The 24,768-nt window shown below is 45.0% G+C and carries 19 protein-coding genes; 14 read left to right on the forward strand and 5 right to left on the reverse strand.

The window, feature by feature from the left end; translation table 11 throughout:
- Complete coding sequence (locus GTQ38_RS16665) at positions 1-240, reverse strand: chaperone NapD (RefSeq protein ID WP_161436684.1); 240 nt, start codon at positions 238-240, stop codon at positions 1-3.
- Between the two features lie 2 nt (positions 241-242).
- Positions 243-1,511, reverse strand: a complete 1,269-nt coding sequence (locus GTQ38_RS16670; RefSeq protein WP_161436685.1) for an alginate export family protein — start codon at positions 1,509-1,511, stop codon at positions 243-245.
- A gap of 497 nt (positions 1,512-2,008) precedes the next feature.
- Here GTQ38_RS16670 and GTQ38_RS16675 point away from each other — a divergent pair, with 497 nt between their 5' ends.
- The 9 genes from GTQ38_RS16675 to GTQ38_RS16715 all read left to right on the forward strand — a co-directional run bounded on the left by GTQ38_RS16675 (position 2,009) and on the right by GTQ38_RS16715 (position 17,726).
- The gene (locus tag GTQ38_RS16675; RefSeq protein WP_161436686.1) at positions 2,009-4,318 is read left to right on the forward strand and encodes a TolC family protein; all 2,310 of its coding nucleotides are present in this window, start codon (positions 2,009-2,011) and stop codon (positions 4,316-4,318) included.
- A gap of 20 nt (positions 4,319-4,338) precedes the next feature.
- The gene (locus GTQ38_RS16680) at positions 4,339-5,424 is read left to right on the forward strand and encodes an efflux RND transporter periplasmic adaptor subunit (protein ID WP_161436687.1); all 1,086 of its coding nucleotides are present in this window, start codon (positions 4,339-4,341) and stop codon (positions 5,422-5,424) included.
- A gap of 71 nt (positions 5,425-5,495) precedes the next feature.
- The gene (locus GTQ38_RS16685; protein ID WP_161436688.1) at positions 5,496-8,615 is read left to right on the forward strand and encodes an efflux RND transporter permease subunit; all 3,120 of its coding nucleotides are present in this window, start codon (positions 5,496-5,498) and stop codon (positions 8,613-8,615) included.
- Between the two features lie 10 nt (positions 8,616-8,625).
- On the forward strand, positions 8,626-9,288 hold the full coding sequence (locus GTQ38_RS16690) for a potassium channel family protein (protein ID WP_161436689.1): 663 nt from the start codon (positions 8,626-8,628) through the stop codon (positions 9,286-9,288).
- A 157-nt stretch (positions 9,289-9,445) separates the two neighbouring features.
- A complete protein-coding gene (locus GTQ38_RS16695; RefSeq protein WP_161436690.1) occupies positions 9,446-10,564 on the forward strand; it encodes a hypothetical protein in 1,119 nt (372 codons plus the stop codon).
- Positions 10,555-11,652: a hypothetical protein gene (locus GTQ38_RS16700; RefSeq protein ID WP_161436691.1), complete on the forward strand. Its 1,098-nt coding sequence runs from the start codon at positions 10,555-10,557 to the stop codon at positions 11,650-11,652. Before GTQ38_RS16695 ends, GTQ38_RS16700 begins: the two co-directional genes overlap by 10 nt.
- Before the next feature lie 67 nt (positions 11,653-11,719).
- Entirely contained in the window at positions 11,720-14,962 is a 3,243-nt protein-coding gene (locus GTQ38_RS16705; RefSeq protein WP_161436692.1) for a WD40/YVTN/BNR-like repeat-containing protein, read from the forward strand.
- Positions 14,963-15,046: 84 nt separating this feature from the next.
- The gene (locus GTQ38_RS16710; RefSeq protein WP_161436693.1) at positions 15,047-16,111 is read left to right on the forward strand and encodes a helix-turn-helix domain-containing protein; all 1,065 of its coding nucleotides are present in this window, start codon (positions 15,047-15,049) and stop codon (positions 16,109-16,111) included.
- Positions 16,112-16,220: 109 nt separating this feature from the next.
- The gene (locus tag GTQ38_RS16715) at positions 16,221-17,726 is read left to right on the forward strand and encodes a M61 family metallopeptidase (protein ID WP_161436694.1); all 1,506 of its coding nucleotides are present in this window, start codon (positions 16,221-16,223) and stop codon (positions 17,724-17,726) included.
- Between the two features lie 6 nt (positions 17,727-17,732).
- Here the strand turns inward: GTQ38_RS16715 and GTQ38_RS16720 are convergent, their stop codons facing one another.
- A complete protein-coding gene (locus tag GTQ38_RS16720) occupies positions 17,733-18,950 on the reverse strand; it encodes a multidrug effflux MFS transporter (RefSeq protein ID WP_161436695.1) in 1,218 nt (405 codons plus the stop codon).
- 112 nt (positions 18,951-19,062) lie between these two features.
- On the opposite strand from GTQ38_RS16720, the gene GTQ38_RS16725 reads away from it, so the two are divergent.
- Both GTQ38_RS16725 and GTQ38_RS16730 read left to right on the forward strand, forming a co-directional pair.
- The gene (locus tag GTQ38_RS16725; RefSeq protein WP_161436696.1) at positions 19,063-19,935 is read left to right on the forward strand and encodes an alpha/beta hydrolase family protein; all 873 of its coding nucleotides are present in this window, start codon (positions 19,063-19,065) and stop codon (positions 19,933-19,935) included.
- Between the two features lie 240 nt (positions 19,936-20,175).
- Positions 20,176-21,078: a toll/interleukin-1 receptor domain-containing protein gene (locus tag GTQ38_RS16730; RefSeq protein ID WP_161436697.1), complete on the forward strand. Its 903-nt coding sequence runs from the start codon at positions 20,176-20,178 to the stop codon at positions 21,076-21,078.
- On the opposite strand, the gene GTQ38_RS16735 is transcribed toward GTQ38_RS16730, so the two are convergent.
- On the reverse strand, positions 21,075-21,269 hold the full coding sequence (locus tag GTQ38_RS16735; protein WP_161436698.1) for a hypothetical protein: 195 nt from the start codon (positions 21,267-21,269) through the stop codon (positions 21,075-21,077). The two genes, GTQ38_RS16730 and GTQ38_RS16735, sit on opposite strands and share 4 nt — an antisense overlap.
- 162 nt (positions 21,270-21,431) lie before the next feature.
- Between GTQ38_RS16735 and GTQ38_RS16740 the strand changes: the two genes are divergently transcribed.
- The 3 genes from GTQ38_RS16740 (at position 21,432) to GTQ38_RS16750 (ending at position 23,464) form a co-directional block, all read left to right on the forward strand.
- The gene (locus GTQ38_RS16740) at positions 21,432-21,773 is read left to right on the forward strand and encodes a hypothetical protein (RefSeq protein WP_161436699.1); all 342 of its coding nucleotides are present in this window, start codon (positions 21,432-21,434) and stop codon (positions 21,771-21,773) included.
- Positions 21,774-21,864: 91 nt separating this feature from the next.
- Entirely contained in the window at positions 21,865-22,428 is a 564-nt protein-coding gene (locus GTQ38_RS16745; RefSeq protein WP_161436700.1) for a DUF4251 domain-containing protein, read from the forward strand.
- A 451-nt stretch (positions 22,429-22,879) separates the two neighbouring features.
- The gene (locus tag GTQ38_RS16750) at positions 22,880-23,464 is read left to right on the forward strand and encodes a GIN domain-containing protein (RefSeq protein WP_161436701.1); all 585 of its coding nucleotides are present in this window, start codon (positions 22,880-22,882) and stop codon (positions 23,462-23,464) included.
- Between the two features lie 313 nt (positions 23,465-23,777).
- Here the strand turns inward: GTQ38_RS16750 and GTQ38_RS16755 are convergent, their stop codons facing one another.
- The gene (locus GTQ38_RS16755; protein WP_161436702.1) at positions 23,778-24,290 is read right to left on the reverse strand and encodes an ATP-binding protein; all 513 of its coding nucleotides are present in this window, start codon (positions 24,288-24,290) and stop codon (positions 23,778-23,780) included.
- Positions 24,291-24,768: the final 478 nt, after the last annotated feature.

Consider the following 24,768-nt stretch of genomic DNA (forward strand, 5'->3'; position numbering starts at 1 on the left):
TTATGTATTTTTTGGAGTATTGAAACCAGATACAAGGGCCATCAGCTTAATATCCCTGAATTGTTGAAGCTGCTCCCTTAGTAATTCTTCTTCTTTTTCGGAGTACGTCTCCGTGACCAAAACGAGCAGCTCTTCGTTCTTCGCGGCTATTACCTCGCATTGATCCATATTTGAAAGTGCATTCGCTACTTCCCCTTTTTTTCCTTGCTTCGGATGTACCAAATAGCTCTTTATTGGCATAACTAATCAGTTTTAGTTTGGAATAGCGTTGGCTTGATGGTTACCATGGCCCATCCCCAGTAATTCACATTACCATCAAAATTGTTCTTTAGTACTTCCATGCCGTCCGATGCGAACAAATGAGAGTACCCTGCCTGTATATTGATGTCTTTTTTGAAATTATAGTTAAGAACAAAATCTGCCTCGACACCCAATTGTTTGGAATCGGAATTTTGCAGATCGGCCGCGGCCGAAAAATTATGGACCCGGGCGTAGATAGATGCTTTTTCTCCCAGGCCAATTACAGAACCAAGATACACATCCAAGAGCCCGACGTTATTGGCGTGATTGCCTACAAAGAAGTAATCCATCAATCCATTGAACTTATGGTTGGTGCCGTAGAAGGGATTGAAAGCCTTGTTCTCTCCATTATCAGGTAATCCGTTATCGTTTCCGCTTATTAGTTCTCCGCCTAAGATCAAGGACCAGTTTGGTCCGCTTTTGTAACTGGCTTCCAAAGCAAGTAAATAGGCACTTATATCGTTATCATCGACATCCTTTCCGAACTGATAATAGACATTGGTCCACCAACTGAATAGTTGCTTATTAGACTTTAAATGGGCTCCAATAGTTTGACTAAATCGGGTTTCGTTGTTGTCCGGAATAAGATCATCAATAAACTGCAGTCCGTTATTCAGGAACAGAAAGCTGGCGGAAAGTGCGCTCCAATCCTGGTGAAACCAAAGGAATTGCAGGCTTTTATATGTATTTTCAGTAGTAAGAACGTTACCGAGGTTAGATTCACCATCCTGATTAAATGCTGCCCCCGCTAACAGTTTTGAATCGTTCTTATGATATGTGAAAAGAGCCATATCATGACTCCTTGCCTGTTGTGCCCATGCGACACTGCCAAATATCCGCTGGTCGTCCAGATCCAGGGCCTGCCTTCCTAATTTTAGAGTAACAGAAGGTGAAAAAACCACTGCTCCCCAGGCCTGAAACAGCCCAAGTCCATTACGGTCCGCCCGGTTCAATTGGGGTACGTCTCCCCAAACCCGAATATCCTGAATGCTCAGGTATAACTTAAGATAGTCTTTTGAAAAACTTGAATACAGACGTGTGCGTTGTGAAATGAAAGCAGAGGCATCCGCATTGTCCGGAAAGAGTGTTCCGAAACCATGTCTGTATTCAAAACGGGGTCTTACTTCGGCTTCAATTGTCAGTTGAGCTATGGCGGGCGACCATAGTAGTAACATGAAAAACAGCCCTAAACCATAGTTTTTCATCTTCATTAAGTGGTTATTTTTCTTGTAATAAATTACGTATTAAAAAATCCCAAACAAAATTTTATACTTTATTAATCGGTTACTTCTTATTATTTAAACTGGTTCAAAATAGTTCGATTGCAGCTTCTCCTTCTAAGTCATTTGGAGTTCATGACGGATACCGGACTTCGATTCAAAATCACGAGATTTCAATATGTTTATGATCGCAATACCGGACTGGTTCTAAATTTCCATAAGGGATAATTCCTTCCTGCCTGAAGCCTTTCCTGTAGCGGTATGAAGTTTGAATAGAGATCGGTTTTTAATTTCAAAAGCCAGTTATAATATTGTCCTTAAATAGGAGATCAAAAAACTTCAGGGGAAAAAGAAAATTTGAGATTTGGATTATGATAACTGTATGAGAATAGCTATCTTTTGAATCTATATAACCACTTAATCACCTTTTATTGGAGCACTATAACCAACGAATGCGGCGGGGGATCTATTCTCTCTTTTTAATCTTTTTGCCCTTCTTGCTTATTGCTCAGCAGAAACCGGAGTATACCATTGGCATTCTTGTGGATTTCAGAGCGGCGAATGTTGCTCCTCTTTTGGAAAAGCTAACATCCGAGATAGAAGCTGTAGTAGGGCAGGATGCCGATCTGCGTTTTCCCAACGAGTATATCCTGGCCAACAATTACAATTTGGAGGTGGCCCGGCAGCAATATCAAACCCTATTAGATAACGACACAGATATCATTCTGGCCTTTGGGGTGGTCAATAACGAAGTGATCACCAAACTGGACCAGCACCAAAAACCTACCATCCTCTTTGGGGCGGTTAACCGGGATGTGACGGGGATTGATTTCACCAAGACCAACTCCGGAATTGAGAATTTCACTTATCTGGTGGAGTCCGAATCCTTTGAGGAAGACCTGAAAACATTCCAGGAACTCAGTAGCTTTAAAAATCTGGGGATCGCTATAGATGCCCCATTTTTGGAAATCCTGCCGCTAGAGGAAGTATTTGACAAAGAGGTTTCCGCACTTGGAGCGGAATACAAAATGATCCCGTTCCGCTCTGTGGATGATATCCTTAATAATCTGGAAGGTATAGACGCTATTTATATGGCAGGTGGATTTTTTCTGAACGATGCTGAAAACCAACGGCTGGCCAAAGCTTTCATCGAACGTAATTTACCCTCATTTACCGTAAACGGGGTAGAAGATGTTAAGTCCGGGATTATGGCTACCAATCAGTCCAGTGATAATCTGGACCAGTTCTTTAGGAGAATAGCCCTGAATATTGAGGCATACATCAGCGGAACACCTCTGGAGGACTTACCGATCTACATAGACTATACCCCCAGACTAACGGTAAACTTCAATACTATGGAAACTATTGGAGTTCCCATAAAATATAGCCTGATTGCGAATACTGATTTCGTAGGGGAGTTTATTAATGTGCTTTCTGAAAAACGATATACGCTTTTAACGACTATTGATGATGCCCTGAAAAACAACCTGAATTTGCAAAGCAGCCAAAAAGACGTGGAGCTTAGCGGTCAGGATGTAAAATCTGCAGTAAGTAATTACATACCTTCGCTAACGGCTTCCGGTACGGGCACCTATATAGATCCAGACCTTGCCGAAGTCTCTAACGGGCAAAATCCGGAGTTTTCCACATCGGGGAATATTACCTTGCAACAGACCATTTTCTCTGAAGCGGCAAATGCTAACATCAGCATACAAAAGAGTCTGCTAAAAGCTCAGGAGGCCAACTTCAATGCCACTGAACTAGACTTGATCTTTGATGCTGCCAACGTTTATTTTAACGCTTTGATCCTTAAAGCGAACCTCCGGATCCAGAATCAGAATCTCGATCTGACCAAACGAAACCTGGAGATTGCCACGCAGAACTTTGAGGCCGGAGAGTCCAGTAAGTCTGATGTACTTCGTTTCCGCAGTCAGATGGCGCAGAATACCCAATCCATGGTTGAAGCAGTGAATCAGCTGGAGCAGGGTTATATCACTTTAAATCAAGTTCTTAATAATCCTACAGGAATGGAAATTGATGTGGAAGACGTAGATATGAACGACGAGATCTTTACCGATTATAACTACGATCAACTGATCTCTTTGCTGGACGATTCCACCCTCCGCGATCCCTTTATAGAATTCCTTATTGATGAGGCATACCAGAATGCTCCGGAATTGCGGGCATTGGATTTCAACCTCAAGGCAACAGATCGGAATGTAAAGCTGAACAGCTACGGCAGGTTGCTTCCAACCCTGGCCTTGCAAGGGCAGTATAACAGAATTTTTAGCCGTTCAGGCGCTGGCAGTACTGCTCCTCCCAGTTTCCCGCAGGTAGACAGCAACTATAACCTGGGATTGAGCCTTTCTATCCCATTAATCAACCAGAATCTGAATAATATCAATCGCCAAACGGCGCTCATACAAAAGGAACAATTAGAGATCAACAAGGAGAATACCACCCTGGCCATTTCAGCCAATGTTAGAAATGGTGTTCTCACTCTGGTAAATCAATTGTCCAATATCTCCCTCTCTGAGGTTTCGGAAGAAGCGGCGGAGGAGGCTCTGGACCTTACGCAGACGGCCTATTCCAGTGGGGCAGTAAATATCGTTCAACTGCTGGACGCTCAGAACAACTATCTGAATGCACAACTGGCAAGAACGAACGCCGTGTACAATTTCCTGCTGAATGCCTTGCAATTGGAGCGTTTCCTCGGGTATTACTTCTTATTGAATTCAGAAGAAGACAACAATGCGTTCAGGCAGCGATTTTTTGAATATTTAAACAGTAGAAACTAAGTCTTATAATTCCCATAGCCATGAAGAAAACAGTACATATTGGCCTATTCCTTTTAGGATCACTTTTAATCCTGTCCTGTGGGGAAGAAGAAAAGAAAGAAGTGAAATTCGTTCGGCCGGTGAAGTCGCATGTAGTAGGCTTTGTAGGTGGTGAGAAGGTCAGGACCTTCAGCGGAACGGCTCAGACGGAAAAGATCATAAACCTCAGTTTTAGGAACACCGGAATTATCACAGAGTTCAATATTAAACTGGGGCAGCGTGTTAAAAAAGGACAATTGCTGGCAAAGCTGGACAATGTACAATCCCGTTTGGCCTATGAGCAATCCGTCACCCAACTCAATAGCGCAGCCTCTCAGATGAATACAGCCAAGCTCAGCCTGAACCGGGTGCGATCCCTATACGAAAAGGGAAGCGCGGCCTTAAGCGACTTTGAAGCGGCAAAAAATTCTTTTAAAACGGCTGAGGAAGGCTATCGCTCCGCGGAACGCGGGGTAGATATTCAGCAGGAACAGATCAGATACGGTTATATCTATGCCCCTGAGGACGGTATAATCGCCTCCATTTCGGCGGAAGTGGACGAAAACGTTTCTCCAGGCCAGACCGTGGCCGTTCTCAATGCCGGTACGGAAATGGAAATTCAGTTGGGATTGCCAGAAAGTGTGATCAATAGGGTAAGTGAAGGGATGCAGGTGAAAGTAGGGTTCAGCGCATTACCCGACAATGAGTTCAATGCCAAGGTAACCGAAGTTGCTCCGGCGGTAGATGCAAATACAGCCACCTATCCTGTGAAAGTAATGGTTACCAATCCCAGCGATGATATAAAAAGCGGTATGGCCGCAAACGTAACCTTTGATTTCTCCGATCACAGCCCCGGTGGCCAGCAGGAACTCGTAGTACCCGCACATGCCGTGGGAGAAGATAGTGATGGCCGATTTGTTTTCCTGATCGAGGAAAGCGGGGAAGACGCCAAGGTGGTAAAACATCCAATAACTGTTGGCGAGTTAACATCCGAGGGCTTTGTGGTAACCGCGGGCTTGTCCTCAGGGCAACGTATCGCGACCGCGGGATTGCAAACCTTGTTAGACGGGCAGGAAGTAAAGTTGTAGCTGCAGTTAAACCCGGAAATCAGCATTGAAACTAATGGCTTAAACCTTTAAGGAATACTAGAACCAACCGAATGAATTTAGCGAAATTCTCCATTGAAAAGAACCGAATAACCCTGATGGTTTTGGCTACGATCATCCTGCTGGGAATGGCTATGTACTCCAGCTTGTCCAGAGATAGTATGCCGCCATACACCGTTCGGGTGGCTACAGTGGTTTCCAGTTTTCCTGGGGCGAGCCCGGAAAGAGTAGAGCAGTTGGTAACTGATAAGATCGAGAAGTTAGCTCAGGAGCTTCCAGAACTTAAAGAAGTTACAAGTACCTCAAGAACAGGACTTTCTGTGGTGTCAGTTACATTAAAAGATGAAATTCCTGAAGAAAAAATGCAATCCGTCTGGGACCGGCTCAGGCGCAAGCTGAATAGTGTTGAAGGGCTTCCTGAAGGTGTCAATCCCAACCTTAACGACGATGGTATAGGGGATGTTTACGGTATAGTTGTCGGGCTGACCTCAGATGGTTATTCCTATGCTGAAATGAAGGAGTATGCCGATGATATTCGGGATGATCTCATCAAGTTGCCTGATGCCGCCAAAGTGGAGCTTGGTGGTGTTCAGGAAGAACGGGTTTTCGTGGAATTTGACAATACGCGTCTGAAGGAGTACGGCCTATCAGCTTCCAGGCTCCAGCAAAGTATTGCAGCCACCAATATTTTGAATTCCGGAGGGCAGATCAATATGGGGGATGAGCGGATCATTCTCGAGCCAACAGGGAATTTTAACTCGGTTGACGATATCAGCAACATGTTGATCTCCGTTGGGAATGGGCAAAGCCAGCAGTCTATTAAGCTCGGAGATATCACCAATATAAAAAAGGGTTATATCGATCCGCCTACCCAAAGAGTAAGAGTAAATGGAAAAGAAGCCATTTCACTTCATGTTAATCTTAAGGAGAATGCTAACGTTATCTTCTTAGGTGAGGAAGTTAATGCAGTGGTTGAGCGTTGGCAGGGAAGGCTGCCTGTGGGCCTGGAACTCACCCGGGTTTCCTCCCTGGACATTTATATAGATGATAAGGTAGATAACTTCATCGGAAACCTGATGCAATCAATCACCATCGTATTGCTGGTAATGCTGGTTTTTCTTGGAATCCGAACCGGATTTGTGATCGCCAGTCTGATCCCGATCGTAACGATAATGACCCTGATGATCATGGGGCTCATAGACATGGGATTGAACCAGGTAACCCTGGCTGCACTAATTATGGCTCTCGGAATGCTTGTAGATAACGCCATTGTGGTCGCTGAAACCATTATGGTAAAAATGGAGAAGGGAATCAACTCTAAAGATGCAGCGGTTCAGGCCTTTTCAGAATTGTGGATGCCTTTATTGATCTCTACACTAACCACATCGGCTGCTTTCCTGGCATTTTATTTATCCCCTACGATTATGGGAGATATCGTTGGGCCCATCTTTGTGGTGATCACCATAGCACTGATGTCTTCATGGATCATCGCTCTAACCGTGATCACTATGTTCTGCTACCTGTTTATCAGGGTAAAACCTAAAGGTCAGGCAAAGCCAGGCTTGGTGGACAGGGTTATTGCCAAATTAAAAAAATACTATAAGAATCTGATCCTTTGGGCGTTAGGCAATCGATGGAAAGTTATCATTGGCATATTCATCGCCTTTTTTGCGTCGATCTATGGGTTTGGTTTTATTGCCTTCATTTTCTTTCCGGACAGTGACCGCAACATGATCACGGTAGACATCAACCTGCCGGAAGGAAATAAAATAGAACGCACCTCCGAGGTTGTCGAGCGATTGGAAAAGTATATGGCAGATTCGCTTCAAACCAATGAAAGCAGAACTTTGGGAATTGTAGACTGGTCTTCCTATGTGGGTGAAGGACCGGAATCTTATGACCTGGGTTATAACCCGGATGAAGCCAACTCCAATTACGCGCATATCCTGGTCAATACTTCCTCGTTCAATGAGAACAATGCCATGATAGCACGTGTGGACCGTTTTGCTTTTAACAACTTCCCCAATGCGGATATTAAAGTTGGTCCCCTTGGTGCAGGAGGAGGAGGAACACCTATTGAGATCAAGGTTTCAGGTTCTAACCCGGATGAGTTGGCTACTATAGCCGGAAAAATCAAAATTCAATTATCCGGCATTTATGGAACAAAAAACGTTAAGGATGATTGGGGACCTAAAAGTAAAAAGTTCCTTATAGAAATAGACCAGAACCGGGCCCAGAATGCCGGGGTTACCAGCCAGGACATCGCGACTTCCCTAAAAACGGTCTTAGACGGATTTCAGACCGGAGAATACCGGGAAGAAGACAAGTCTATCCCTATACTCATGCGGAGTGATAGCGAACAGCAACAATCGCTTGCATCATTAGAAACCCTTAACGTCTATTCTCAAAATACGGGTAGAAGCGTACCCCTTTTGCAAGTGGCTTCCATAATCCCGGCCTGGCAGTATGCTAAGATCAAAAGACTGGACCTCAGAAGAACTATCAATGTATCCAGTGAATTGCGGGAAGACGGTAACGCTTCCGCGATCACGGCGGAGATCACCCCCTGGTTGGAAGAGCAGATGCAAACCTGGCCAGAGGGCTATACTTACGAATTCGGGGGTGATGCGGAAAGTACAGCCGAAAGCATGGGATCAGTAATAGGTTATCTTCCTGTTTCAGCGTTTATTATAGTACTTTTATTGATTATTCAGTTTAACTCCTTTAGAAAGATGGGAATGGTGGTTCTTACTATTCCCCTGGGTATCATCGGGGTAGTAATCGGACTGCTGGCCTTTCAGGAGCCTTTCGGTTTTATGCCTTTTCTGGGTGTAATTTCTTTGGCAGGGATCGTTATTAACAACGCTATTGTTTTGATAGACCGGATGGAAATCGAACAAAACGAACTTAAAAGATCAGAACAAGACGCTGTAATAGCCGCCTGCCTACAGCGTTTCAGACCTATATTACTGGCCACCTTTACTACGGTATTAGGCCTCATCCCGCTTTATGTAAGTGGGGGAGAAATGTGGGAAGGAATGGCTGTTAGCATTATGGTAGGATTGCTGTTCGGTACCGTAATAACCCTTGTGTTTATACCTTCACTGTACAGTGTATTGTTCAGGGTGAGCTACAAGGATTACACCTTCAATGATAGCTTGTTAGAGGAATAAGCCGGGAGTTATGATCCGTAAATTGTATGAACACCGGTTCGAATTGTTTTTAGGGACCCAGATCCTGATCCTCTTTGGGTCCTTGTTTTTCCCCCTGAATTTTTTTGAAGATATTCTACTTCCGGTATTGTTCTCACTTAATATTGCAGCCGGAATACTATTGATTTCAAAGAAGAAAGGGTTGATGTGGTTTTTTATAGCCCTCTTCCTCATCGCTGCGGTCAGTTTTGGAGGCGGCATGTTCTCCAAAGAGGCTGGACCTTATATACAGATCCGCCTGGCGGTTTATTTTATCTTTCACATAATCGTAACCCTGGAGATCATTAAACAGGTTTGGCAGGCTCGTTTGGTTAACAAGACTGTGATCATAGGTTTGATGAGTGGCTACATATCCCTGGGCTTTTTGGGTTTTTTTCTTTTCCTCTCTATTGATCTATGGGAGCCGAATTCATTTAGCGGCATCCTTATGGATAACGCCGGTTTCGATACACGGGCGGATAATCTCATGTATTACGCCTATATCACGCTATTGACCATCGGATATGGGGAGATCGTTCCTGTTACACAAATTGCCCAGAAGGCCGCCATCTTGGTTGGTTTAACGGGTCAATTCTACCTGGTGATCATTACCGCCGTAGTGGTGGAAAAATACATCAGGCATTCCACCAAATGAAATTCCGGACAACCGGATCTTACCAGTTATTGGCCTAATCATTCTGGGAAGTTAACTACTGTACTTACAGCACGTTAAAGTTAAGTTAATTGGGAATTCCCGGTTCTTTTCGACTTTCAAAAAACGATATTTTTAGGAAACTACTAATCCGATACCAATGAGAAAACTAATTGCAGGCCTGGCGCTTATTGCCTTGGTAATGCTAAGCATTTCTGCGACCAGAGACACATTCACATCAGATCTTAAGGCAGGATTCACACTGGGGGATCCGGATATTGCTTCAATCAACAAACTCACTTTTGGGCCTGAAGGCATACTTTTTATGGGTGATACCAAAAGTGCCACCATCTATGCACTTGACACTAAAGATATCACTCCAAAAGAAAAGGGAGACGAGATCCGCATCGAAGGGTTTGACAAAAAACTCGCGGCTTCACTTGGTACAAGTACAGATGATGTCAAAATTTACGATATGGCGGTAAACCCGATTTCAAAATCCATTTATTTCTCGGTTTCCACCACAGATGGTACCCCGGTGCTGTTAAAGCTCAAGGGTGAAAAATTGGAAAACGTTCCTTTGAAAAACGTCAGTTATTCCAAGATCGGTCTTGTAGATCCGGTCGGACTAGAGGCCAAGGACAGAAGAGACCGGCCACTTAGGGTCTGGGCCATTTCCGACTTAAAATACCACAACGGCAAAGTTCTGGTTTCAGGACTTTCCAATAAAGAGTTCAGTTCTACTTTCAGAAGTATCCCGTTCCCTTTCTCAGAAAGCCAGGATTACGCCACCCTGGAGGTTTGGCACGCCGCACACGGACAGTTTGAAACCTTTGCACCCATAAAGACCTTTGACATCATCCAAATTGAAGGAAAGGATTATTTGATGGCCAGTTATACCTGCACCCCATTGGTGTTGTTCCCATTGGATGAACTTAAAAATGGTGTGCATACCAAAGGAAGGACGGTGGCCGAATTAGGATCGGGGAATTCCCCGGTAGATATGATCTCCTATGAAAAAGGAGGGAAACAATACTTTCTGATGAGCAACACCAACCGTCCGGTAATGAGGTTCAAGCACGAGAGTATAGCCGGATACAAGGATGCGGTTACCGAGCCGGTTGAAGAATTCGCTGTTGCTGTTGGAGTTCCTTATGACAACCTTCCTTTCCCCTATGTCTTACAAATGGATAATCTGGACCCGGGTAATGTTGTCTACCTGCAACGTACCGCGAACGGAGACTTACTGTTGAGAAGCAGAACGACAAAATGGATGTAATTCGTCCCATTAAAATCCTTAAAAAGATCAGGCTCGTCTTGGTCTTTTTTTGTTTTGCTGTGTTCTTTTGGAGTTGCCAATCGGCTATCGAACCTAAAAATATTGAAGTTTTATATAAAGAAGGGAAAGCGGTCGCCGTAAGCTTCAATTCAGGGGCCGGTCCCGAACAATTAGGGATTTTCCTTGAGGGCGAAAAGCGATTCCCTGTACTGGGTGATCTTACGAAATCACGCGGTAAGCATACATTTACGCCGGTAGTACCCTTTTCCAAAAACCAAACTTATGAGATCCGTTATCTTGGAGAGACACTGGAAAGTTTTACCATCCGGTCCGAAGAAAATGAGCTCGCTCCCGAGATCCTTAACATATATCCCACGCGAGATACCGTACCGGAGAATTTGCTAAAAATGTACCTGGTATTTTCCCAGCCCATGCAACAGGTGGGAAACGCTCTGGATTTTGTACGTGTATTTGATGAAACCAAGCAGAAGGAGGTCAAGGTATTTCTGGAACTGGAGTCGGAATTGTGGAACGCGGAACACAACCGCCTCACGCTTTGGCTGGATCCCGGACGCATTAAGACCGATCTCATTCCGAACAGGGAACAGGGCTTACCCATAAAGCAGGGACACCGATATAGACTGGAGATCGACCAGGGTTGGCGTGATGCTAACGGAAATGCGCTTAAAGAATCCGTCAGCAAGCGATTTTACGTCGGTAGCAGGGACGTCGGTAAACCAAATCCTAAAGGCTGGGAAATCCTCCTTCCGAAATCCGGTAGCAAAGGGGTATTAAAACTCAATTTTGGAGAGCCTTTAGACGCAATTTTGGCCAAAGAGTCTATTGCTGTCTATAGCGATTCAGGAGAACCGATAGAAGGGGAACTCGATCTAATTTCAAAAGAAAAAGGAATAAAAATAATACCCGTAAATAATTGGAAAAAAGGAAAATATAAATTATTAATTAATTCAAGACTTGAAGATCTTTCCGGAAACAATCTCAATAGGTTGTTCGACAGGGACGTAGACGAAACTGTCTCAGACCCATCGCCGGAGAAAGTTCACAAGATAAGCTTTAGAATCGAATGAAAATATTGCTTGGGCAACACCTAATTTTTGGTTACTTTCAAGCTGCTAACTCAAACTAAAAACCCTCATGAAAAGAATTACCTTAAGCACCTTAATCCTTTCTTTTATTCTAACATTTTGCTTTGAGGCTCAGGCTCAGGAAAAGAAGTTCGACCCCCTGGGTGGAATGAAATTTCGTAGCCTGGGACCGTCTTTAACTTCTGGCCGAATTGCCGATATCGCCATACATCCGGAAAACGAGAACGTTTGGTATGTCGCTGTTGGCTCAGGAGGTGTGTGGAAGACCCTCAATTCCGGTACTACCTGGACCCCGATATTTGACAAAGAGGCTTCTTATTCCATTGGCTGTGTTACCATCGACCCAAATAACCACCATACCGTTTGGGTTGGCTCAGGCGAGAACGTAGGCGGCCGTCACGTAGGCTTTGGAGACGGGATCTACGTTAGTCATAACGATGGTCAGAGCTGGACCAATATGGGATTGAAACAATCCGAACACATTTCCAGGATCCTGGTACATCCGGAAAATTCTGATGTCATCTGGGTAGCTGCCCAGGGACCTTTGTGGAGTAAAGGTGGAGAACGCGGTGTTTACAAGAGTACGGATGGCGGAAAGAGCTGGAAGAGGACCTTAGGCGACAGTGAATGGACTGGTGCAACGGATCTGCTGATAGACCCCAGGGATCCTGATGTACTCTATGCGGCTACCTGGCAAAGACACCGTACTGTGGCTGCTTATTTGGGCGGCGGCCCGGGCTCAGGCATTCACAAAAGTACCGATGGGGGAGAGACCTGGACCAAATTGAGCAAGGGCATTCCAAAAGCTAAAATAGGAAAGATCGGGTTGGCTATGAGTCCGTTTGATTCCGATAAGATCTATGCCGCTATAGAGTTGGAGCGACTTAAGGGAGGCGTATTTATGTCTCCTGATGGAGGGGCTTCATGGACCAAGCAGTCCAATACGGTTTCCGGCGGTACCGGGCCTCATTATTACCAGGAATTGTATGCCTCTCCGCACCAGGAAGGACGACTCTACCTGATGAACAATATTGTTAAGATCTCTGATGACCACGGCAAGACTTTCGTCAGTATGAACGAAGAGAAAAAACACGTGGATAGCCATGCGATGGCCTTTAAACCTTCGGACCCGAATTATGTGCTATTTGGTACGGATGGCGGGCTTTACGAGAGTTTTGACCTGACCAAGAGCTGGAAGTATGTTCGTAATTTACCGCTGACACAGTATTACAAAGTTGCTGTGGATGACACGGCTCCGTTCTACAATATCTATGGGGGAACCCAGGACAACGGTTCTCACGGAGGGCCTTCCCGTACCCGAAATAAAGGAGGGATCTATAATTCGGATTGGTGGATTACACTTACCGCAGACGGGCATCAGTCCGCTATCGAGCCTGGGAATCCGGACATCACCTATGGGGAATTCCAGGAAGGCTGGCTTTGGAGAGTGGATCAGACCACCGGAGAAACTGTTTTTATCCAGCCACAAGCTGGTTTGGGAGAACCTGCCGAGCGATTCAATTGGGATGCTCCAATTCTGGTGAGCCCTCATAAACCAACACGACTGTATTTTGCATCACAACGCGTATGGAAATCCGAAGACCGAGGTGATTCCTGGCAGGCGATCTCTTCGGACCTGACCCGTGATCAGGAAAGGCTGGCGCTGCCAATCATGGGTGGGCAACAAAGCTGGGACAATGCCTGGGATGTCAATGCCATGTCTAACTACAATACCATCACTTCCCTGGCCGAATCGCCTTTACAGGAGGGCTTGATCTATGCCGGGACAGACGATGGGATCTTACAGGTTACGGAAGATGGCGGATCGAACTGGCGAAAATTTGAATTAGGAAGTATAAAAGGGGTACCTTCTACAGCCTTCGTAAATGATGTACGGGCAGACCTTTTTGATGCCGGCACTGTTTATGCCGCTCTGGACAATCACAAGTACGGGGATTTCAAACCTTATCTGATAAAAAGTACTGACAAGGGCCGTACCTGGAGCTTTATCAATGGAGACCTTCCTAAGCGACTGTTGACCTGGAGGCTGGTGCAGGACCATGTGGAAAAGGACCTGATGTTTGCCGCGACGGAATTTGGGGTGTATATGACCCAAAACGGAGGGGCGAACTGGAAACAACTTAAAGGCGGTATCCCTACGATTTCCATTAGGGATATTACCATACAGCGAAGGGAAAACGACCTGGTAGCCGCTTCTTTCGGGAGAGGTTTCTATGTATTGGACGATATTACGCCGCTGCGAAACTTTAATTCCCAGGTGCAAAATAGTGACGCCACTTTGTTTGATATAAAGGACGCCTATTGGTATGTGCCCAAGCAAGAGGTTTACGGTCAGGGAAATGCGGAATACGCGGCTAAGAATCCACCGTTTGGAGCAGTTTTCACTTACTATTTAAAAGACTCTATTCCTTCTAAGGCTTCGGCACGAAAGCTGGCCGAAAAGGGCAAGACCAATATCCCATTTCCGGGATGGGAAGCATTGGAAGCCGAGAAAACTCAGGAAAAACCTGTGGTATGGCTGGTAGTAAAAGACAGCCGGGGGCAGTTAGTGAAAGTAGTGAAGGGTACCAACAAAAAAGGTTTCAACAGGGTTAACTGGCCTTTGGATGTCCCTGACAGAAGCGGGGAACTCTTAGAACCTCCTAAACCGGTGGAAGATTATTTTGATCTGAATATCATGGCTACCCCGGGAGATTATTCCGTGGCATTGTATAAGGAAGTAGACGGACAACAGGTAGAATTGGCAGCGTCTAAACCCTTCAAAGTTGTGCCGCTGGCCAAAGGAGCGCTGGAGGGTGCGTCCTATGATGAGATCATTGCCTTCCGCAAGGATTTTGAAAACTTCCAACAGGATCTCAAGGCCACACAACTGGTGTTAACTGAGAACAAGCAGAAGGTAGGAGCTATGCAGAGAGCGCTACGTAAAGCGAATTCCACGAATAGTTCGCTGGAAACCAGGATCTATGAAACCGGTAGGGGCTTGCTGGCCATAGACAGCGATCTTAACGGGAACAAGGCCAAAGGTGAAGTAGGGGAAAAATCCAAACCAAATCCAGGATCAGGAGCTTTTGTTGGCCTCGTTGGGCTTGCGAGCAGCACTTATGGTCCGACCCCGATGCACAAATCGGCCCTGAACGTAGCCAAGGCTCAGTTGAAAGAACTTAAGTCCAGGCTAAATACATTGGTAACTACTACAATCCCTGGATTGGAAGCAGAACTAAAAGCGGCAGGCGCACCTTATATAGAGGGGCAGGGGCTGCTGAAGAACTAGTGGATTAACCTCCATGTTGTTTATTAAAAGAACCGGTCTTTGTTATAAAACAGGGACCGGTTCGTCTTTTAAAAAAAGACGACAATGGAACTGAGCATCGCCAGAGATATTACGCTTCTGATCAACGCTGTTGGAGTAGGCAATTGTTTTCTTCTGTCTTACTTGTATGTTCGCCAACCGCGGCAAACGCTAAACAATGCTACGGAATTGCTGTCTTTACTATTTTTTATTATCGGATCTGTAATCCTGAATACCATCTTTAATTTTACAGGATACAGCGAGTTGTTTTACGGATTCGAATCCATCAGCAATGCCTTGTCCTTTGCCATAGCCCCTATACTGTATTTGTATATAAGATCATTTAATTATACCAATGAGGAACAAGACCTCAGATCTCCTCACTTGTGGCATTTTTATGCCTATCTCTGCCTGGTTAGTTTACAGTTGATATTACCAGAAAGCCTGATTGGGCATTGGGCAAAGAGTATTATGGATAGTCTGGCGATGATCGTAGTGTGGAATGTACACTTTTTAGTTTACACCGTTTTGGTGGCCCGGGAATTTCAAAAGAAACACACTCAGGATCTGGGCATTCAGAAGCTCATAGCGGGTGGGATAATTTCTATTTGGGCAGCGAATCTCATCCTTTTCCTTTACCGCATTTTTGTAGCCCCCTTGTCCATTTTCGTCTACTTGAATATAACTTTGCTGTTTTCAGGCCTTACCTTCTGGTTATTGTTTAGAAAATTCAAAGACAATTCTTTAAAACCAGGCAAGGCGAGGAGGAAAAAGGTCGCATCCAATGTATTACCACTTCTTGATGAGGAAAAATTGGTCCGGAACATAATAGATCAAAAATACTATCGGGACCCTGAGTTAAATATCCGTAAACTCGCCGGGTTATTGGAATTGCCATATACCTCGTTAAGCGAGTTAATCAATAGAAGATATAGTAAGAATTTCAATGAATTCATCAATGGCTTTCGCGTACAGGAGGTGGTAGACGCATTGGAATCCGACAGCCATCATTCCTTTACCATTATGGGCCTGGCAGAAAGAGCCGGTTTCCGCTCTGCCTCTTCCTTTTATGCTGCCTTCAAGAAGGCAAAAGGAACCACTCCAACCTTATATCTGGAGCAATTAGCCTAGCGCCAAAGGCTGTTTGCTTTTGCAAATCCGAACAATTTTGAGTTGTAACTTCTGCCGGAAGGGCATAGGTTTGGGGTAAATTCATTTCATCATCAATCAAAAAAACCTCATGAAGAAATCAGATCTATTCGGGACCTTTATCCTGATATGGCTAAGCTGCAATGCTGGCCTTGCCCAAAACAACCAGATAGAGACCAGGGGTAATATCGCTTATCAAATCAGTGTAAAAGCAGATAATCCCAAAATCGCTTATGTAAAAGCAGATTTCACTCCTAAAGACAGCATACTTTATATGTCCCAGGGTGCTGCGGATCTGCCCGATCGATGGGCCACCTTTGTGCACAAGCTTGTGGTTACAGACAGCAAAGGTGAGACAGTGGAAGTAGAAGACCTCCAGGACGCCATGTGGAAGTTACCCTCAGAAACTGAGGATGAGATCAGCCTTAGTTATGAGCTTCATTTGGATCATGAGCAGCAGCAATGGAGTGGGGGACTGGATGGGGTGGCCTACAGCACGGACTGGGGAGTTTTCTACACTACAAGGGCCTTGTTGATACTTCACAGTGACAATTGGGAGGATATTCGTGTGGATTTCACCCTACCCGATCCCTGGAAGGTTTCAACACCATGGCAGCCACTAAACAAAAGGAAGACTTCCTTTAAGGTTCCCAGCCAGGCCTCTTTAATGCAATCGATGCTATTTGCCGGAACACATCGTGAACTGAGCTTCAAGCGGGAAGATTTTGAGTTGATCTTTGCTCTTGGAGGAAGTGAGGTGCTCAAAGAAGAATCGCTTTATAAGGATCTGGCCAATGGAGTACTCGATTACTATATCGAGATTATGGGAGGCCTGCCCAATCCGCCGCCGGATAACCCCCTGGAAAAGGCCGTGGTGATCATCAACACCGCAGATCAGACGGATGGGGAGGTTATAGGGACCAATATTAGCATCATGTTAGAGGAAGGAGGAGACGCCATGTCTAAAATGATATCCCGCTTCATTTTTGCGCATGAGTTCTTTCACCTCTGGAATGGAAAATCCATAGTTCCCGATGATCAGGAAACCGAGTGGTTCAAGGAAGGCTTTACAAACTATTATACCCTGAAGGCACTCAGACAGGTAGGCCTGTTAGATGATAATGCATTTTATCAGGTGCTGAATAATTTATTCTACCAGAGATACATAAACGACAGCGGCCTGGGTTCCATTTCCATGACCCAGGGAGAAGAAAAACACGATCATTGGGGAATCATTTACGGCGGAGGCCTATTTGTCGCTATGGCTCAGGACGCGGTAATAAGGGAGGCCAGCGGAAATTCCCGTAGTATAGACGATCTGATGCGCAGCATATTTAAAAAGTACGGGGGCACTCATGAGCATTATACCATTGACGATGTGTTGAACGGACTTACGGAACTTAGCGGTGAAGATCAAAGCCCTTTCCTTAAGAAATACATCCGGGGCAAAGAGCCCATCCCCATTGAAGATTACCTTCCCAAAGTTGGCATTAAGGCGCAGGTAAGCGATAAGCAATTGTTGCTGGAAACCGCGGCTAAAGCCACGAAACTACAATCAGAAATGAGACTGGGAGTATTTGGCCAATTGGAACCGTAAGAAACCCTAGGCTTTAGATATTTTCCTTCTTGGTTTACTTAGGCGGTAATAATACGCCAGAATAGCGCAGGCCAGCAAACCACAGATAAGGAAGCCCATGAACATTGGATATACCGTATTCGTAACAAACTTACCGATGTAAGCACTAATCGGTACAGCCATCAAGGTCGCGGCACAGCCAGTCATCGCTGCGGCGATACCTGCGATATGCCCAACGGGTTCCATGGCTAGCGCCCTAAGGTTTCCAAAGAGGAATCCCACGGCGAAAAACTGTAGGCTAAAGAAAGTCAACAGTACCCAGAAAGGCGGGTTTCCGCCCTGGAAGAAAAGCAATACATAGGCCAAGGAGATTAGTACATAGGCGATAAGAGATACCGTTACCAGTTTCAGCATCCCAAATCGCAGCACCAGGGTGCCATTTAAGAGGGTAGAGGTGCCTATGGTCAGTGCCAGGGCCGCAAATATATATGGGAAGGCCTCTTTTAGTTCATATTGCTCCTGGAAGATCTGCTGAGCGGTGCTTAGGTATACCAGGAAGGAACCGGTTACAAAACCCCATATTAGCGTAAAAACTACGGTTTGCCTGTAGTTAAGCAGTTCCTTGTAGCCATCCACAAAAACCTTGAACCGGAAGGAGGTCTTGTTTTCCTCTGCCAGGGTTTCCGGTTGCCGCCTCCAGAACCAGATGGTCACCAAAATCGCGAAGACAACCTGAATATGAAAGATGGCCTTCCAACCAAAGAAATCCAGTATGGCTTTCCCCATGGCCGGGGCAATGATGGGCACCAGGATAAAAACAACCGTTACAAAAGACATGATCCGCGCCATATAGTCTCCGCTATATACATCCCGTATCATGGCCACACTCATGGTTCTTGGGGCAGAAAGTGAAATACCCTGTAGTATTCTTCCCAGAACCATAACTTCCAGGCTCTGTGCAAAGACGCAGAGCATACTCGCTCCAACAAAAAGAGCGAATCCCATGTAGACCACAGGTTTTCTTCCTATACTATCTGCAATAGGACCGAAGATCAGTGGGCCCGTACCTACTCCCAAAAAGAAAAGGGTAATGAGCAATTGATAGTCCGAAGGATTGGAGGTGCCTACGGCCAGTCCAATAATATCCAGGGCAGGAAGCAGCGCGTCCAGAGACAGGGCGACAATAGACATCAGGGCAGCCATAAGGGCCACAAATTCCAGTTGGGAACGAGGTTTTTGGGTCATTCGGCAAAAGTAGCGAACCCCTGCCAATAAATGAGGCAACACAATGGCAGATCATGGCTTTTTTTTGAAAAATTATCATCTTTACATAAAATTTACATTAGACACCTGAAACATGAAAAACCACTGCTGCCTGATAGCGGCTGTTCTCTTTGTGGTCATGACCGGAAACGCCCAGATGGGTACGGTTACCAAAAGCAAGGTCTTAAGCGATTCCACCAGGTTAATGACCAGGATGATACTTCCTGAAAAGCCACTTAAGAAGAAACCCCCTGTACTGGTCATAGTCCACGGATCCGGAAACCAGGGAAGCTGGAATACCTATATCCCAATGATTAGCCGGTTTTCTGCCCAGGGTTTTGCTGTGGTGTTCTTTGACAAAAGGGGGACAGGAGATTCCGAAGGAGTATACGAAGAAGTCACTGCGGAAAACAGTGAGGATGTTTTTGAGCGGCTAAGTAATGATGTGGTATCTGTATCGGCCTGGGCAAAAAAGCAGGCCCGAATTGATACGGCAAGGGTTGGATTATTGGCTTACAGCGAAGGTGGTTGGGTGGCCCCGCTTGCCCTGAGCAAGTCTGACGACCTAAAATTCGCTGCTATACTTTCAGGGCCTTTATGCACGGTAGGACAGGAGTTGTTGTTTACCGAATTACAGCAAAAAGCTGAAGAAGTTCCGGAGATCACTCTGGATTCAATTTACAAGAGCTTAGCGGATTTTACCGGGAAAGCCGGTTTTGATTCCAGACCCCTGGTAGAAAGCATGGAAACACCCGGTTTTTGGCTGTTTGGAGGAAAAGACCAGAGCATGGCGGTTGATTTTAGCAAAGCCCAGTTAGCTGAGCTTATGAAAAAGTCGCCGGAGATCCCTATCCGGTTCAAAGTATACCCAAATGCCAATCACAGCCTATACGATGCGGAAACCAAGGAACGCATGCCTTATGCCGAAGACATCCGGGATTGGGTTTTGGAGTGCATGTATGAGTAGGAGAATTGTAAAGTTGTGAAACTGTAAAACTGTGAAATTGTGAAACTGTGAAATTGATGTTTAGCAGGCTGTATAGTTGCAGTTAGACAACACAAATTCTGCCACAAAAGATGTCCTTATTCCCACCATTTATACATAACTCCGTCTAATACTTCGAATTCACCCAATTTTATTGTAACTTTTTTCTGTAAAAGTTGTGAACCCTTCCCCCTGGACATTTATGTCCAAAAATCAATTCTTATGGCTAAGGAAAAGATATTTATTAGCTATTCCCGCGATGATCTTGAATTTGTAACCCGGCTCGTAAACGGGCTTCGGAATAAGGGGAAGCACGTATGGTTCGATAGCCAGATCCGTTCGGGGAGTCAGTGGGACCGAACTATTGAAAAGGAAATCAGGGACTGCGACATATTGATCACGGTGATGTCCGAAACCTCTGTAGATTCGCCCAATGTGATGGACGAAGTTTCTCTGGCCATAGATCTGAATAAGAGGATTATCCCCGTGCTGATGCGGGAGTGCGATATTCCCATGCGCCTGAGGCGTTATCAATATGTGGATTTCACTCAGGGAGTGCAATGGGGTTTCAACAGACTGCTTGATGATATTGATCATCCTGATAAATTTGATCAGAACAGGCATCATCGTATAAAAAGGAAACCGAAGAAGAAGTCTAACAACCTGGTTTTGTTTCTATTAGGAGGCTTAGTTTCTATTGTTGCTTTTATTCTCTTAGTAGGCATATTCTATAATGAAGATGAGGATCCTATCGATCCAGGGGAAATAAAATCGAACATTATCCAAACAGAAGACCCTTTAACTCCCTATAAAAACAATGTGGAGCCGGTACACAACAATCCGGGGCCATCAACGCCGGATCCTTATGAAGAACCGGTAAATGAGACCAGAACGGGATATGTGCTGTATTCAAATCCTTTTGGACAGGTGTTCTTTAATAAAGCGGAGGGTGGATATCCCTATGTGGGCGACATTCTATATGTGATGGCAGACAGGTATGTCTACAACCAGAATCTGATGCAAACAGGAGATATCATTTACCAGGGAGAACAGGTGGAAGTCCTGCAGATCATGCCGGTTACGGCTGATGGCTATTATTACCTCAAGGTCCGTTATATCTATTAGGCAGTACCTGCCAGATAAGTCAAAAGGTCGTACACCAGAAATGCAGGCCATACCAGGGCTTTCAGGAATCCGAGGAATCCATTCCAAAAGCCATCCGCAATTTGAATGTAGTAGACCGCTGCACCGATAAAACCAAAAAAATAAAGCATGCTGGAACCGTTGGAGCCCTTGTATTTTTTAGAACCTTCCATGTGTAGTTGTTTAATGCGCTAATTTGGATTAACGGAAGTAATCCTGAAATGATTTTTATCAGGACACCCAAAGGAATCTCATCGAGAATCTGAGAATCTGAACGGGAATAGGGGAGGGAAGCTGGTAAAAGAAAGTATTTTTGACTTAGAACGCTTAGGATCATGAAAAAATTAACCCGCCATTTGCTCTGTGGCGCTTTTTTTCTGTGCGCCGCAACCTTATCTGCACAGCAAACCCCTCAGAAAGATGCTTTGAAAAAGGCAGAAGAGGAGGCTGGCCCATTGGTATTTAAGTTTGAACCGGGATTGATAGCCGACAAAGAAGCCAGAAGGATGGCCATACTTCAGAAGAAGGCTATTATAGATACCCTTGACATTTCGGAGAGTAAACGATTAAAGCTTCTTAAAGACCTGTACCAGGGCAAAGAATCTAAACGGTTGCAAAAATATCTCCTGGCCGATAACGCATACGAGGAAGCTGAATACCAGGACCCCGAGAAGTAGCATCAAGGGCTTTTTTATCAAAATTTTACCACATTTTAGTTAAAATTATGACTATCTTAAGTCTACTTAAATAGTTATAAAATACTGTGCTATGAAGCTTTTGAAAATCGTTGTGGTAGCAGCACTAATTGGCTGTTTTATAGGATGTGGGTCCGGTAAGTCGACAACCTTTGAGGATATAGACAATCTGGAAAATATGGTCTATTCCAAGGCCTTTACCATAGAGGCGGAATGGGCGATCCCTATGACTACCGGGAGTTTAACCACAATTGCCGGCAGTGGCCTTCTACCCATTGGAAGCACCATAAACCGAATAAATATACAAGGGCAATACAACCATCTTACGGTTAAAGGGGATAGTGTTTCCGCTTATTTACCCTATTACGGAGAACGACAAATGGGAGGGGGGTACAACTCCGCACAGGGGGTTCAGTTTAACGGCCTGGCCAAGGACTATAGCGTTGTAAAGAACGAGAAAAAGAATAGTCAAACCGTAAGCTTTCAGGTGAACAACAAAACGGAAACCTACCAGGTAACCGCCACGCTATACCCGAATCGCGTCGGCCAAATATTGGTAAACAGCTCCCAACGCTTCGCCATCCGTTATGAAGGTACGATTACTGAGATAAAGGAAGAAGGGGAGGAGATTCAGTAAACAGTTTGCAGTAATCAGTGAACAGTCCTCCTTCGCTAAAGCTTTGGCGGGTAACATCAGTTGGCAGTTGGCCGTTCGCAGTGGGCAGTCCTCCTTCGCCAAGGCTACGGAGGATGAGATCAGTGAACAGTCCCATAACTGCCTGGAGTGATCCGCTCACTGTCTAATTATCCAATTGTCTAACCATCTATCGATCTAACCGTCTAACCGTCAAACCGTCTAACCATCCAATCGTCCAACAATCCAACGGTCTAACAGTCTAACCTTCTAACCATCTAATCGTCCAACAATCCAACCATCCAATTCCTCAATTTTACGATTCCTCAGTTTCACATTTCCACATTTCCACATTCTTCCCAATTTCTGTAACAATTCCTCAGGCAACCCGTCTATTAATTATAGCGTCTTATAATTAGGGGGTTATTCATTGATCAATCAAAACAAGCAGAAAATGAAAAAGCTAGTAGTACTATTCGCAGTAGGGTTTCTTACCGCCGGCGCAGCCATGGCCCAAAAGAAACAGGTATTTAAGTTCGATTCTTTTGAGAACGTAGACCTGGATGGCAACATCCGCATTTTCTTAGAACAGGGGAGAGAAGCCGAAGTAGAGATCGAAGCCAAAAGGGAAAGTCATCTGGATGAATACAAGGTAGAGGTTCGAGGGAATACCTTGTATGTTCAGCATTACGAGCCCGACCGTTTCCGTTCCGCGCCCAAGATCCATGTGTATCTAAAACATCCCGGAATACGCGAAATGGATGTTGATGGCCTCATTTACATTTACAGCAACGACACTGTAGAAAGCGAATCCCTACGAATTAAAGGTGACGGCCTTATCCGCGGAGACATCGTGGTGAATGTGGGTTACCTGAGAGTTGCCCTGGACGGACTTTGCACCATGACAATCTCTGGCCAGGCAGATGAAACAGACCTGAGGCTGGATGGAATGGGCAAGATCCGAGCCCAGGATCTGGATACCCGGGTCATCAGCAAATCCGCAGACGGACTGGCGAGTATTCGTGTAGGAGGGCGTTGACAGTGGGCAGTTTGCAGTGAACAGTAAACAGTTCCCTTTCGCTAGAGCTTCAGAAGATGAAATAAGTGGCAGTCATTGGGATCGAACGTCCGACGGTCTACTACGTAGGAAATGGGATTCGAAAACTATGTCAGTTCGAGCGCAGTCGAGAACTTATTTAGGACAGTTAAAAGCGCCGATAAATATCGGGAGTAATCAGTGAACAGTTCACTATTTAATTATCCAATTGTCTAACCGTCTATCGATCTAACAGTCGAACCGTCCTATTCCTCAATTCCTCAATTTTACGATTTCACAATTTTACAATTTCACTTTAAGAACGGTTAAGAATTAGGTCAAGCTCCTGAATCAGCTCCCTTTCACTTGTATCTTCATTGACAAGTGTATGATCTGTAGGGATCGCCCTCTCGCGAACCAGAGTATTGATCTTTTGAATATCAGTTTCACTTACGGGAATATGGATTGAGCTATCTCTTGCCTGGATACGCTGTAAACAAAGAGTGTCCGAGGCCTTTATTCCAATAGTTATCACCTTAAAGCTTTGCTTTAAGCTGTTATACATGGCATCAAAATGGGAGGAGAGGCCGGTTGATTCAAAACAGACTTGATTATGTTTCTCTAGTTCAACTCTGATACCATTTTCAATAGTGCTAAAAACCTCTGAGAGGTATTCTTCAGTATAACCGCCATCCGGCTTTGGAATTTCCCTGGCCCAGTCTTCTACCCGGATAAACGGAATGCCAAAATGTTGGTCTAACAAATCTCCGATATAAGATTTACCGCTTCCTTTAGGACCAATGAGGAGATATATACGCTTCGGTTGCATTATGCAACGAAGATACGAAGAGATGTATCAGTGGGCAGTCCTCCTTCGCTAAAGCTTCGGCGGATGAGATCAGTAGGCAGTCCTCCTTCGCTAAAGCTTCGGCGGATAAAATCAGTTGACAATAGGCAGTCCTACAAATAGTTGATGGTTGATAGTTGATTGTTGATGGCCAATGTATAGTGCAAAGTTTGGAGCTTAAGGCGATATACGATATACAATATTGGATATACGATATAGACCATTAATAGTATTGATCGAACAATTCGATAAACCGTCCAACCATCCAATTCCTCAATTTCACAATTTCACAATTTTACATCGCGGCATTCTTAATTGTACTTCTCTGCTTTGATATTGCAGTGCCATCGGTTAACTTATAACTGGGGTGGGGTTAGGACCCCAGGAAAATTGGGGAACCAATTTTCAGTAAACAGTGAACAGTTGGCAGTCCTCCTTCGCTAAAGCTTCGGAGGATAAA

Source organism: Poritiphilus flavus (genome assembly GCF_009901585.1).
In the GTDB taxonomy this organism is placed as follows: Bacteria; Bacteroidota; Bacteroidia; order Flavobacteriales; family Flavobacteriaceae; genus Poritiphilus; species Poritiphilus flavus.

What these genes read in the sequence shown, in the direction of transcription:
- GTQ38_RS16665 (WP_161436684.1), bottom strand. Translation starts at nt 240, where the DNA reads ATGCCAATAAAGAGCTATTTGGTACATCCGAAGCAAGGAAAAAAAGGG.
- GTQ38_RS16670 (WP_161436685.1), bottom strand. Translation starts at nt 1,511, where the DNA reads ATGAAGATGAAAAACTATGGTTTAGGGCTGTTTTTCATGTTACTACTA.
- GTQ38_RS16680 (WP_161436687.1), top strand. Translation starts at nt 4,339, where the DNA reads ATGAAGAAAACAGTACATATTGGCCTATTCCTTTTAGGATCACTTTTA.
- GTQ38_RS16685 (WP_161436688.1), top strand. Translation starts at nt 5,496, where the DNA reads ATGAATTTAGCGAAATTCTCCATTGAAAAGAACCGAATAACCCTGATG.
- GTQ38_RS16690 (WP_161436689.1), top strand. Translation starts at nt 8,626, where the DNA reads ATGATCCGTAAATTGTATGAACACCGGTTCGAATTGTTTTTAGGGACC.
- GTQ38_RS16695 (WP_161436690.1), top strand. Translation starts at nt 9,446, where the DNA reads ATGAGAAAACTAATTGCAGGCCTGGCGCTTATTGCCTTGGTAATGCTA.
- GTQ38_RS16700 (WP_161436691.1), top strand. Translation starts at nt 10,555, where the DNA reads ATGGATGTAATTCGTCCCATTAAAATCCTTAAAAAGATCAGGCTCGTC.
- GTQ38_RS16705 (WP_161436692.1), top strand. Translation starts at nt 11,720, where the DNA reads ATGAAAAGAATTACCTTAAGCACCTTAATCCTTTCTTTTATTCTAACA.
- GTQ38_RS16710 (WP_161436693.1), top strand. Translation starts at nt 15,047, where the DNA reads ATGGAACTGAGCATCGCCAGAGATATTACGCTTCTGATCAACGCTGTT.
- GTQ38_RS16715 (WP_161436694.1), top strand. Translation starts at nt 16,221, where the DNA reads ATGAAGAAATCAGATCTATTCGGGACCTTTATCCTGATATGGCTAAGC.
- GTQ38_RS16720 (WP_161436695.1), bottom strand. Translation starts at nt 18,950, where the DNA reads ATGACCCAAAAACCTCGTTCCCAACTGGAATTTGTGGCCCTTATGGCT.
- GTQ38_RS16725 (WP_161436696.1), top strand. Translation starts at nt 19,063, where the DNA reads ATGAAAAACCACTGCTGCCTGATAGCGGCTGTTCTCTTTGTGGTCATG.
- GTQ38_RS16730 (WP_161436697.1), top strand. Translation starts at nt 20,176, where the DNA reads ATGGCTAAGGAAAAGATATTTATTAGCTATTCCCGCGATGATCTTGAA.
- GTQ38_RS16735 (WP_161436698.1), bottom strand. Translation starts at nt 21,269, where the DNA reads ATGGAAGGTTCTAAAAAATACAAGGGCTCCAACGGTTCCAGCATGCTT.
- GTQ38_RS16740 (WP_161436699.1), top strand. Translation starts at nt 21,432, where the DNA reads ATGAAAAAATTAACCCGCCATTTGCTCTGTGGCGCTTTTTTTCTGTGC.
- GTQ38_RS16745 (WP_161436700.1), top strand. Translation starts at nt 21,865, where the DNA reads ATGAAGCTTTTGAAAATCGTTGTGGTAGCAGCACTAATTGGCTGTTTT.
- GTQ38_RS16750 (WP_161436701.1), top strand. Translation starts at nt 22,880, where the DNA reads ATGAAAAAGCTAGTAGTACTATTCGCAGTAGGGTTTCTTACCGCCGGC.
- GTQ38_RS16755 (WP_161436702.1), bottom strand. Translation starts at nt 24,290, where the DNA reads ATGCAACCGAAGCGTATATATCTCCTCATTGGTCCTAAAGGAAGCGGT.